Origin of the sequence: Vibrio sp. V08_P9A1T1 (genome assembly GCF_963874405.1) — a bacterium.
In the GTDB taxonomy this organism is placed as follows: Bacteria; Pseudomonadota; Gammaproteobacteria; order Enterobacterales; family Vibrionaceae; genus Vibrio; species Vibrio anguillarum.
The window spans coordinates 1-11357 of record NZ_CAWNIB010000017.1 but is presented as its reverse complement, the minus strand read 5'-3'; the positions used below and the strand labels follow the sequence as shown (position 1 = coordinate 11357).

Genomic DNA, 11357 nt, shown 5'->3' with positions numbered 1-11357 from the left:
GTATGGATGGTTTTATATTGGATATTTAAAGCGTTTATATAGTTATGTCGATGAAGATGGGACGTCAGTAGTATATAAAGATAAAAATACTTCCAGTAACCACTTTAATTTTGGTTTTTCTGGCGAAGATGACCTTCACAAGCGAATATTGCTGTTTGGTTCTTTGTGGTAATTTTGATGAGGGCTACTACGGCCCTCTATTACTATGTCCGTTATTTCTTCTTAATTCTTGATATCGCGCGCGCATGTTTCAAAAGTTTAGCGGTTGTCACTAGGTCTAACTCTGATTGTATCTCTATCAGTGCAATACCTGTCAAAATCTCTTGCGGTGTAACTTGTTGCCCAGTTGGGAGTCTCAAATATCGATCGCTCATCGTAAAACCTTTCCATTCATCATGAAATGAAAGCTCTGCACATCAGGCGTTTACATTCTTTGGGTATGTTCTTCCCTCCGTCCCATTCATTGACGGTTCTCACACTTTTAAAACAAAGTTTAGCAGTGTCTTCCACAGATAAACCGTATTCAAATTCACGAAAAAAGTAGTTTTTGGTCATTTCGTGATACTTCATGATTTACTCTCGCTAAACTGCAAGAGTTTAATAATTCATAAATTAATGTGATACCAGTTCCGTTGAACATAAGAGCACAAAGAGCGCACTGTACGAAGGCGTAGTAACTGGCAATATTTGCCTTATAAAAAGTTATTCACGAATTGCTAATGTTTGATTTTTAGTAACGCATTTATGTCCAATTATATGCTCTAGAGTGGAAGCTGATACCGTTCTGTTCCTCCCCCTTTCAGGGGGAGGTTAGGAGGGGGTGCTGCCAGCAACCAAGAAACACTCCACCCTAACCCTCCCCAATTAGTTTCGTGTTTGTTGGAGTTGTACTAATTGTGGAAAAGGAGGCATTTTAGGGCTGAAAGGTTTATGGGGCTTGTTTTGAATTATGCGGTTTTAAAATATCAGCCAGCACGGAAAATGGTTTAGGTACTGGCTGAGTTTTCGTGGTTAAACGATTTTAGGTTGGCCGTCGGAAGCGGTAGCGCCACCATCGACGGGTAAATTGACACCATTGATAAATGATGCATCGTCACTGGCTAAAAAGGCCACTGCGGCGGCAATTTCGCTCGGTTCTGCGGCGCGTCCTAGTGCGATGCGCTCGTTAAATTTATCTCTAATCTCTTGCGACCAACCATTGGTCATATTGGTTTTAACTAAGCTTGGGCACACGGCGTTAATTCGTACGCCAGCGGCACCGTGGTCTAGCGCCATGGCGCGCGTGAGGTTGACTACCGCGCCTTTACTGGCGCAGTAAAATGCGGCACCCCAGTCGCCACCTAAGCCAGAGACTGAAGCGGTGTTGACTATGGTCCCCTGCGTTTTTAGCAGTTCAGGTAAGGCAAATTTAGAGCAATACACGACGCCATCAATATTCACCGCTGATATTTTCTTCCAATCTTCAACGCTGCTTTCTAAGACGGAGCCGGGGATGTGGATGCCCGCATTGTTGACTAAAATGTCGAGCTTACCGAAGCGTGATACGGCGTTATCGATCATGGCTTTTACTTTTTTAGGATCGGAGACGTCAATCACTTGCGCCGCGACGCGTGTTGAGTCAAAAGCTTCGATGGCGGTGGCGAGTTGCTCTTCATTCCAGTCGGCCAGTACTACATTGGCCCCTTCATCATATAAACGCTGTGCTATCGCAAAGCCGATGCCGTTGGCGGCACCCGTGACTAAAGCGACTTTATGGGTTAAACCATTCATATTGTTTCTCCTTCGATATGCTCAAAAATTGGATCTCGATTTTCTTGTGTTCTGGGTAGCATCAACTTGTAGTTGTCGCTGTAATCAACGGGGATAGCGATGACAGCAGGTCCTTGAGTTTCCATGGCTTGATGCAGCATAGGCATCAGTTGATGACGTTCGGTCACGGCAAAGCCTTGCGCGCCAAATGATTCGGCATACGCTTTAAAGTCTATCGGGCCAAATTTTATTCCGGACGGGCGTTGATACTTTTTCATCTCTTGTATCTCGACCATGTTGTAGGCGTTATCGACCCAGATGATATGTACAATGTTGCATTTTAGGCGGACGGCCGTTTCTAACTCCATGCTTGATTGCATGAAGCCGCCATCACCAGAAACAGACACCACTTTGGTACTGGGTTTAAGCAGGTTTGCACCAATCGCCCAAGGTAGGGCAACGCCCATGGTTTGCTGACCATTTGAAATCAGCATTTGACGGGCGCGAAAACAGCTTAAATAGCGCGCAATCCAGATATGGAAGCTGCCCATATCCAGACACAAAGTGGTGTCTGGGGTAATAATGGATTGCATCGCTTTGATTAAGGTTAATGGATGAAACCCATGCTGAGATTGACGAGTAGGGTAGGATTTTATTATCTGCCGCTGTTGCGCCACTTTCTCTAAAATCGATAAGGCTTTGGGAGAGAGGCGTGCGAAATTGGTGACACAATCGATCATATCATCCAGTGATTGAACGATATTGCCGACAATTTCCACACAAGGTTGGTAATTGAGCTGATACTCTGCTGGTTCAATGTCTAAGTGGATGATTGGGGACTGTTTTGCGTTCCAAAGCTCTGGGTCGTACTCGATGGGGTTAAAACCAATAGTGACAATCAGGTCAGCATCTTGCAGCAATACATCTCCGGGCTGATTGTTAAATAAACCTACGCGGCCAGCGAAATGGTGATAATAGTTAATATCAACTGCCCCAGCGGCTTGATAGGTTCCGACTACAGGCAGTTGAGTGGTGCGCAAAAAACGGCTGATGGCTTGAGCATTTTCAGCGCGACTGGCGTGTAAGCCGAGTAAGACGACGCAGCGCTGTGACTGCTCGATTCGGGTAATGGCTTCTTCGATCGCTTCTGGGCTGGCTTGGCTTGAATGAACATTACGTGATGGAACAATAATATCAGTGAGTGTCTGGTCGGATAACACATCTTGGGGAATGCTAACGAAACATGCCCCCGGTCGGCCTGATTCTGCCGTGCGAAAGGCATTTGCCATCACTTCGCTGGCGGCATCAACATGTTGAATTTCTGCACTGGATTTTGTGATAGAGCGGAAAATACTGACGGTATCCATACTCTGGTGCGTTTGCTTTTGTTGGTCTGCGCGTTTGACCGCGCCGCCGATAGCGACCAGCGGGTCACCTTCTGAATTGGCAGTGGCAACCCCTGAAACCAAGTTGCCACAGCCCGGGCCTGAGGTCACCATAGTGACTCCGGCTTTGCCGGTTAAACGGCCGATGACGCCGGCCATAAAGGCCGCATTGGCTTCGTGACGCACTGGGATCATTTGAATATTGGTGTCTTCAATGGCGTCAAATAACCGATCAATTTTGGCCCCCGGAATGCCAAAAATATAGCGGATACCCAAAGATTCCAGCTGTTGAGCGATTAATTGAGCGCCATTTCTAGTGGTAGGTTTTGTATTCATTTTTATACCCTTATTGTTGACTGACGTTGACACTTCTTCACGAAGTGGTGGTGCTATCTGGCGGCTTTTTTCAATTCAATTCTTTTTCTCCTGTTCAGCGCTATTTTTCCGCTTTTTCAATCGCGGTTCGGATGTCATTGGGAGCTAGGTTGGCTTTAAGGAAATCTAGCGAAGTCGGGGTATCAATTACCAAGCGCGATACTTTGCCAATTTGTAAAAAGCCCGACGAAATAGAGTAGTCCTGTATGTGGCCACCGCCTTTTCTATCTTCGGTAATGAAATGTTCGTGATACCCCGGAACGTTAATACCTGTGGTGTACTGCGGGCTTCTAAAACCGGCGATAACGCCTTGTTTGAAGGTGAAATTAAATGTGGGCTGCTCTTTTACAACATCCAACATTGGGCGAAATGGGCGAGTTTGACGCGGCACGGTACGCGTTCTGACAAACTGATATAAACCGTCAATGCGTACTGCGCAGAAAATATTGTCACTGGGTACTAGTTCATCAATCAGATGATGAACGTCAGCACGAGACATTTTAGAGGTGATGGGAACTTCGACATCAGGAGTGAAAAAAGTCATGACGGCGAAGGGAGTTTGCTGCGCTAAGTGTGCGGGGTTAGCCGAACCATCGGCTTTTAATTGGAAAACTTCTTTATCAAACGCAATGAGCTCGCCGTCTAATTGATTGAATGTGCCCAAGCCAAAATCGCCATGTTGCAGCAGTTGTTCAACCGTTGTTGCGCCTTCATAAACGCCAGCAATCAACGCACTCATCAACGAAGTTTGGTAAATCTCTCCATCCCCCGTTACATGATGATATTCAGCAAACTCTTTTGCTACATCGAGAGAACAAGCACAAAGCGGAGTGTAGAATCCACGCATGAGAATAACCATTTATGCAATAAAGTGTATATTTAGATTGACTTCTCCACGTGGCTAAATCCAATATAAATAAGATTTATTTCTATATGGAAAAGATATGGAGTTTCGCTATCTCAAGTATTTTGTGGCGGTGGCACAAACGCGCCATTTCACACGAGCGGCTGAAGTGTTAGGTATTGCTCAACCACCGTTGAGCCAACAAATAAAGAAATTGGAGCATGAGCTCGGTACGCTGTTATTCAAGCGTTTACCACGTGGGGTAGAGCTGACCGAGGCTGGGCAAATGTTTTATGTTGATGCGGTCACCATCTTAAATGATGTGGATCGAGCGAAGGCGAAAGTAAAACAGCTGGCGCGTGGAGAAAAAAATGAAGTACGGATGGGCTTTGCGACTTCGGTTGCGATGAATACCCAAATATTATCCCGAGTGCGGGAGATAAGGGACAGTTTTTCAAACGTGAATCTCACCGCGGTTGAGCAAGCGATGCCAGAGTTGGTTGAGCAGTTGAAAGCTAAGCAGTTGGATATAGCATTGGTGCGTTTACCTTGTTATGCCAGTGAGTCTTTACAGCGGGTGGTTTTATTTGAAGAGCCTTTTGTCGCGGTGATCCCTTTAGGGCATCCCTTGGCTGGAAAAGATCGCCTTACTTTAGCTCAGTTAAAAAATGAGTACGTTTTGTTGTTTCCTCGTGAAACGGGGCCAGCATTGCATGATGGTATGAAAGCGCTGTTTGACGATGTGGGCATCCGTGTCGATCAACGTTTTTCGGCTCCACAGTTGAGGTCTATGGTTGCAATGGCTCAAGCGGGATTTGGCGTAGCTGTTGTACCCCAATCACTGGCTGAACATATCGATGATTCTGCCGTGATCACTCCCATCGAGGAGATGCCTTTTAACAGCCAAATTGCGGTGCTTTGGGAAGCCAGTAACTTAAATAAGCATGTGCTTAAGGTGGTGAAGGCATTAAGTCACCAAAAATAACATCCCCAGCATGATGATACTGGGGATGAAGCGTGTCAGAGTGGTAAGGTTAATCACGCTTACTTAGCGAGTTGAATGCAAAAACTCCACTGCTTTATCGGGATAGTCAGTAAATAAACCATCTACTTTTACAGTGTTGTAGAACACATCGAGCATCCCATCAAAGCTGTCGGCATAAGGTGCAATGCGATCGGGTTCTGCGCGGAAGGTATAAGGGTGAACGACTAATCCGGCGGTTTTAGCGGCTTTCATCAATGGCTTGATGATGATGTTTTCTTTGGTTGAAGCGCCGTCAACCAACATAGGTTTCCACGGGCCAATTCCATCGGCGTAGGTAGCGACTTGCTTCATGCCGTTTGCTTCGAACATCCAATCATAGCTGTATGGCTGTGCTTGGTCGCCATCATAGATCATGGTCTCATTCCAATCGGTGTAGGCCATCAATTGAACCAGTTTGAGGTCCATGTTCATTGCTGGAAGCAGTTCATCATTAATGCGTTTTAGCTCGATAGGATCAAAACATTGCAGATAAACGTTCGACTCTTGACTGTCGTAACCATATTCCTTCAGCATTTTCAGTACCGCTTTACTGATGTCTTTACCTTCATGGCGGTGGAACCAAGGCGCTTTGATTTCTGGATAAATACCAATATCGTAACCGAGCGTTTTGTTCAGCCCTTGGATCAGCTCGATCTCTTCCGCTAAGGTTGGGACGGTGAAGTCTGATTTCCAAAGAGGGAAACGGTTGGGGAAACCAGCAGTTTTATTGCCTTTGTCATCGATATTAAAACCTTCAGTTACGCGCAGGCTTTTGATCTCTGCCAGCGTAAAATCGATGGCGTAATAGCGGCCATCACCACGTGCACGGTCAGGGAAACGCTCTGCAACGTCAGTGACGCGGTCAAGATAGTGATCGTGAAGAACCACCAATTGGTCATCCTTGGTCATCACGACATCTTGTTCAATAAAATCAGGCTTCATGCCGTAAGCAAGCGCTTTGGCTTCAAGGGTATGTTCAGGCAGATAACCGGAAGCGCCGCGATGCGCTATCACCAATGGTTCTGCTTGAACCCACGCCGAGCTGGCTAAAGTAGCCATGGAAAGTGCGAGTAGTGTCAGTTTCATATTGTTATCCTTAAAAATTCCCCCTGACGTTGCAGGGGGAGAGTTTTGATTCAAAGTGAATAGTGCGTAACGTAAATTCAACACATTTAGGTGTCAGATTTATGATGGCGTTGACGCTTTTTCTTCCGCAAGTCTGTCTTTTTCTTTATGGTGAGCACGCTCGCCAATGTAGGCATACAGCAGACAAAGGATAGAAATACCGCATGAAGCGACTAGGATCATAAAGCCGCCATCCCAACCAAAGTGGTCAACGGTGTAACCCAATACCGCATTTGCCGCTACTGCGCCGCCGAGATAACCAAACAAACCTGTTAAACCTGCTGCGGTACCTGCTGCTTTTTTCGGAGCCAGTTCCAGTGCGTATAAACCAATCAGCATTACTGGGCCATAAATTAAGAAACCAATCGCAACAAGAGCCGCCATGTCGATACCTGGGTTACCAGCAGGGTTAAACCAGTAAATGAGTACCGCAAAAGTAACGAGAACCATGAATAAGATGCCCGCAGGTGCACGACGGCCTTTGAATACTTTGTCGGATATCCAACCACACAATAGCGTTCCCGGAATACCTGCCCACTCATACAAGAAGTACGCCCAAGAAGATTTATCAACGGTGAACTCTTTAGCTTCTTTCAAATAAACAGGAGCCCAGTCCAATACGCCATAACGAATGAGATATACAAAAGCGTTGGCAATAGCGATAGACCACAACAATTTGTTAGAGAAAACGTACTTAAAGAAGATTTCCTTCGCGGTCATCTCATTCTCATGAGATTTATCGTAGTCGTCTGGGTAGTCATCTTTATACTCTTCAATCGGTGGTAAACCACAAGATTGCGGCGTATCGCGCAGCGTCATCCAAATGAAAATGGCAACTAAGGTCGCAAAAAAGGCAGGAACGTAAAATGCGGCGCGCCAGTCATCGTTAAATGCCCAAAGACCAAACAAGAAAAGAGGACCAATTAAGCCACCGCCGACGTTGTGGGCTACGTTCCATACAGAAACAATTTCCCCACGTTCTTTACGTGACCACCAGTGAACCATGGTACGGCCACAAGCAGGCCAGCCCATACCTTGGAACCAACCGTTTAAGAACAGCAAAATAAACATCGCAGTAATGCTGCCTGTTGCCCACGGCATAAAACCGAAACAGAACATCACTAACGCAGACATTAAAAGGCCTGCACTTAAGAAGTAGCGTGGGTTAGAGCGGTCAGAAACGCTCCCCATTAAAAATTTAGATAAGCCATAAGCAATCGATACGGCGGCAAGAGCTACCCCGAGATCACCGCGGCTAAAACCTTGGTCAATCAAATAAGGCATCGCCAAACTAAAGTTCTTACGAACAAGGTAGTAGCCCGCGTAGCCGAAGAAAATACTGATGAATAACTGCCAGCGCAAGCGGCTATAAGTGCTATCGAGCCGCTCAGTAGCGAGCCTCTCGATATGCGCTTGGGGTTTAAAGATACCAAACATAGTTGACCTCATTAATGTAGTGCGATGGTTCTAAAGCTCGAACGATAAAAAATGTTTCATTCGAAAGAGAACGGCATTGTCGTGTGCAACTGAATGTATTTCTGTGACAAATGTTACAAGGGAATTAATTTGTGCATAAAAACAAATGATTAGTTTTCATTTTTTCATGGTTAGTGCCATTAAATTGAGATGTAATCGTTTTCACTTTTGTTCGCGAGATGTTTGTTTTTGGTTGTTTTGTCGTCAATTAAATCGCAGATAAGGAAAGTTGGCAAAAATTGTTAAACCATGAAGTCACTCGAAACTCACTGTGAGTTCAATGATTCATATCCTTTTTGATTGGAAAGAGAGTGGCAAAATAAGCAAATAGTCCAGTATTCCTACCCAGATTTGACACTGTCTATTGATAATTCTTGCTAGCTTTGATTGGCAATTCATGTGTTACAGAGTGTCGTTCTGTGGCATTGATGCTAATAATACAAAAAGGAAGAATGATGAATAATTTTAATAAAGTCAGTGTGTTGGGTTTGCTTTCATTGAGCGGATTGCTTTCTGCTCATGCACAAGCTCATGGTTGGGTTGAATTTCCGAGCGCGCGGCAAAATACCTGTTACCTAGATGGTGGTTTTTGGAGTAATACGATCCCTAATGCAGCATGCCAAGCGGCTTTTGATCAGTCTGGAGCTTATCCTTTTGTACAACGCAATGAAGTGGCGGCCAATGTGGCAAATTATCGTGACATGGCTCATGTTCAAGCTGTTGTTCGCGACGGCTTGTTGTGCTCCGCAGGTAGCAACGCGAAAGCAGGGTTAGATGCTGCTTCACCTCATTGGCAAAAAACGGCCGTGAATTTAGACGCTAATCAACAAATCGAATTAGTCTTTAATGCTACCGCGCCACATAACCCCTCTTATTGGGAGTTTTATCTCTCTAAACCGACTTATACCGGTGAGGCCCCATTAACTTGGGATGATCTAGATCTTATTGATACCAAAGGTAATATCACCGTGGGGACGGATAAAAAATATCGCATCAAGATTACCCTGCCTGCCGATAGAAGTGGTGATGCTGTGCTTTATACTCGCTGGCAACGTATTGATGCCGCGGGCGAAGGTTTTTATAACTGCAGTGATATTAGTTTTAGCGGTGGTGGATCAAACCCAACGGATCCGACAGACCCATCAGAACCTGCGCAGAATCTCAGCGATCTTGGTGGTTATCTTTCACAAGGTTTCGGTCCTGTTGAATCTGGCGATACGGTTCGTTTTCGTACCTTCGATGCCAATGGCAATGAAACGACCGATATCAGCTTAGCGATTTCAGCCAATAATACAGCAACGTGGCCAGCGGAAATGGCAGGTCAGTTTAACCAAGTAAAAAAAGGGGAGTGGTTTATTGGTATTTGGCACCAAGAAATGAATCACTATATGTACGATAGCCAGAATGTGTATGCTAACCGTGTGTTTGCTCCAAACGCGACTTACAGTTATCAGCTTTCTTTGCTAAAAGAGGAAACGCCACAGCCACCTGTCTCAGATAATGCTTGGAATGCGACTAAAATTTATGCGTCCGGTGATGTCGTTATGCACAAGCAGCAAACTTGGACCGCACAGTGGTGGACAAAAAATGAAGAGCCCGGAACTACGGGTGAATGGGGTGTATGGCGATAGTATTAAATAGCTATAGTATCGAGTAGCAAAAAGAGGCCATGGCCTCTTTTTGCTCTCTAACTCTGGTTTAATAATGGCTTATGAGATGAGGTTATTCACACAATTTGCCTTGTTTTGCTGGTTGGGTTAACGAGTAATCACCTTCTAAACTGCGATAGATTATCGCATTCCAAATGCTGCCATCATCCATTTCAAACTCAATGGCATAATTCACCCCGTTAACCACTTGTGAGCGGACATCGATAATGTCTTTTAATTGTGCATTGCTCTCCATTTGTGCTAAAGCGCTCTTCAACGCTTCTTTAGCTTCGTCGGTAATTTCTGTCGCTTGCCAACCTCCCGGCATCAACTCGCTTGCACAGATGGGTGACGGTACGGCATCTGTTTCCGCCACCACGGCGGTGGGCTCTAGAGCCTTAGTACTTTCTGTTTGCGTTTGTTGATCACACCCCGCTAACGCGAGCAAACCAAATAGAGGTAAAAGAAATCGTTTCATTGAGTTGTCCTTTGTTTTTAGAAAAGCAGAAAGGGTTGATCTGAGGAGTTCATATTAACAATTGTGGTGTGAGGAGTCCGTCAAGCTCTGTTAGGTGCGTGATAAATTATGATGATATTTTCTGACAATAAAACGCTATTACTATTTCTTACCAATATTGTCAGTTTTTAACCATAAATAATAAAGCCATTTCAACGTTAGGCTAGGTGTGATGCACATAAAAAACGCATTACATGACTGTGTGTTTTTATGCCTAGAAAAGTGATCAAGGTTGCAGAGTTGTAAGCTGATCGGCGATAAATTTTACAAATTGATTTCCATCAAAAAAGTGTGGTTTTTATGTGCTACTGTGCGCGCAAATAAAAACTATTACCCCGCCCTACAAAAAGGAAATCACAATGAAAAAAACACTTTGCGGCCTTGCCGTGCTTTCTGCTCTTGTTTCTACGAATGTTTTTGCCCACAAAGAAGGTGACTTTATTGTGCGTGCCGGTCTTGCCGCTGTGGTGCCCAATGATAGCAGCGATGGTATTTTAGGCTCAAATGAAGAGCTTGCTGTGGACTCAAACGTTCAGCTTGGCTTAACAATAGGCTATATGATCACCGACAATATTAGCTTTGAAGTGTTAGCGGCTACACCTTTTAGCCATACTATTTCAACCAATCTTTTGAACTTAGGTGACATTGCTGAAACAAAACATCTACCGCCAACTTTTATGTTGCAATACTACTTTGGTGAAGCGTCATCGAAATTCCGTCCTTATGTTGGAGCGGGCATTAACTACACCATGTTCTTCGATGAAGGTTTTAACAGTACGGGAAGTGGTGCAACCTTAACGGATCTCAAACTCAAAGATTCTTGGGGTTTAGCGGCCAATGCTGGTTTTGATTATATGCTCAACGAACAGTGGTTTTTGAATGCATCAGTTTGGTATGCCGATATTGAAACTGAAGCGACTTATAAGTATCAAGGTGTCGAGCAGAGAACTGATGTGACCATTGATCCTTGGGTATTTATGATAGGCGCTGGTTATAAGTTTTAGTGGTAGCAAGGTGATTAATAGAAGGCAGCGAGCGCTGCCTTTTTCAATTTCAAGCAAAAATTATATTGATAGTTATGTGCACTATTAAATGTACATATAATTATCATTTATGTTTATCTTGTTGATATTAAATTTAATTATTATAAGAATTCTTCGAGTTATTTTGGCTATTGTCTTTTTTGTGACCATTTTATTTGACGCTCGTTTTA

Annotated in this window: 9 protein-coding genes and 1 pseudogene; 3 read left to right on the top strand and 7 right to left on the bottom strand. The window is 44.6% G+C overall.

Translation table 11 applies throughout. The features are described from left to right. Nucleotides 1–212: 212 nt before the first annotated feature. From AACT21_RS00995 to budA, 4 genes and pseudogenes are all read right to left on the bottom strand, one after another. Nucleotides 213–570, bottom strand: a pseudogene (locus AACT21_RS00995) (regulator). 441 nt (nucleotides 571–1011) lie between these two features. Beyond that, nucleotides 1012–1770, bottom strand: a complete 759-nt coding sequence (locus AACT21_RS00990) for an SDR family NAD(P)-dependent oxidoreductase (RefSeq protein WP_013868131.1) — start codon at nucleotides 1768–1770, stop codon at nucleotides 1012–1014. Next, entirely contained in the window at nucleotides 1767–3470 is a 1704-nt protein-coding gene (gene alsS, locus AACT21_RS00985) for an acetolactate synthase AlsS (protein WP_094163728.1), read from the bottom strand. The genes AACT21_RS00990 and alsS overlap by 4 nt, the downstream gene beginning before the upstream one ends. A 100-nt stretch (nucleotides 3471–3570) precedes the next feature. Further along, nucleotides 3571–4368: an acetolactate decarboxylase gene (gene budA / locus AACT21_RS00980; RefSeq protein ID WP_069212237.1), complete on the bottom strand. Its 798-nt coding sequence runs from the start codon at nucleotides 4366–4368 to the stop codon at nucleotides 3571–3573. A gap of 85 nt (nucleotides 4369–4453) precedes the next feature. Here budA and AACT21_RS00975 point away from each other — a divergent pair, with 85 nt between their 5' ends. Beyond that, nucleotides 4454–5338 (top strand): LysR family transcriptional regulator, encoded by an 885-nt coding sequence (locus AACT21_RS00975; protein WP_088733537.1) that lies wholly within the window; start codon nucleotides 4454–4456, stop codon nucleotides 5336–5338. A gap of 63 nt (nucleotides 5339–5401) precedes the next feature. Here AACT21_RS00975 and glpQ read toward each other — a convergent pair whose 3' ends face one another. Both glpQ and glpT read right to left on the bottom strand, forming a co-directional pair. Next, nucleotides 5402–6463: a glycerophosphodiester phosphodiesterase gene (glpQ, locus tag AACT21_RS00970; RefSeq protein ID WP_094163726.1), complete on the bottom strand. Its 1062-nt coding sequence runs from the start codon at nucleotides 6461–6463 to the stop codon at nucleotides 5402–5404. A 99-nt stretch (nucleotides 6464–6562) separates the two neighbouring features. Further along, nucleotides 6563–7939, bottom strand: coding sequence for a glycerol-3-phosphate transporter (glpT, locus tag AACT21_RS00965; protein ID WP_026029046.1), 1377 nt, complete (start codon nucleotides 7937–7939; stop codon nucleotides 6563–6565). Nucleotides 7940–8433: 494 nt separating this feature from the next. Between glpT and AACT21_RS00960 the strand changes: the two genes are divergently transcribed. Continuing rightward, nucleotides 8434–9609: a lytic polysaccharide monooxygenase gene (locus AACT21_RS00960; RefSeq protein WP_445285931.1), complete on the top strand. Its 1176-nt coding sequence runs from the start codon at nucleotides 8434–8436 to the stop codon at nucleotides 9607–9609. A gap of 91 nt (nucleotides 9610–9700) precedes the next feature. Here the strand turns inward: AACT21_RS00960 and AACT21_RS00955 are convergent, their stop codons facing one another. Further along, a complete protein-coding gene (locus AACT21_RS00955) occupies nucleotides 9701–10105 on the bottom strand; it encodes a cystatin domain-containing protein (protein WP_094163722.1) in 405 nt (134 codons plus the stop codon). A gap of 398 nt (nucleotides 10106–10503) precedes the next feature. Here AACT21_RS00955 and ompW point away from each other — a divergent pair, with 398 nt between their 5' ends. Then, nucleotides 10504–11148: an outer membrane protein OmpW gene (gene ompW, locus AACT21_RS00950; protein ID WP_026028654.1), complete on the top strand. Its 645-nt coding sequence runs from the start codon at nucleotides 10504–10506 to the stop codon at nucleotides 11146–11148. The last annotated feature ends 209 nt before the right edge of the window (nucleotides 11149–11357 follow it).

Coding starts and splice junctions, on each gene's coding strand:
- AACT21_RS00990 (WP_013868131.1), bottom strand. CDS start 1,770: ATGAATGGTTTAACCCATAAAGTCGCTTTAGTCACGGGTGCCGCCAAC.
- AACT21_RS00975 (WP_088733537.1), top strand. CDS start 4,454: ATGGAGTTTCGCTATCTCAAGTATTTTGTGGCGGTGGCACAAACGCGC.
- ompW (WP_026028654.1), top strand. CDS start 10,504: ATGAAAAAAACACTTTGCGGCCTTGCCGTGCTTTCTGCTCTTGTTTCT.
- AACT21_RS00960 (WP_445285931.1), top strand. CDS start 8,434: ATGAATAATTTTAATAAAGTCAGTGTGTTGGGTTTGCTTTCATTGAGC.
- alsS (WP_094163728.1), bottom strand. CDS start 3,470: ATGAATACAAAACCTACCACTAGAAATGGCGCTCAATTAATCGCTCAA.
- glpT (WP_026029046.1), bottom strand. CDS start 7,939: ATGTTTGGTATCTTTAAACCCCAAGCGCATATCGAGAGGCTCGCTACT.
- budA (WP_069212237.1), bottom strand. CDS start 4,368: ATGGTTATTCTCATGCGTGGATTCTACACTCCGCTTTGTGCTTGTTCT.
- AACT21_RS00955 (WP_094163722.1), bottom strand. CDS start 10,105: ATGAAACGATTTCTTTTACCTCTATTTGGTTTGCTCGCGTTAGCGGGG.
- glpQ (WP_094163726.1), bottom strand. CDS start 6,463: ATGAAACTGACACTACTCGCACTTTCCATGGCTACTTTAGCCAGCTCG.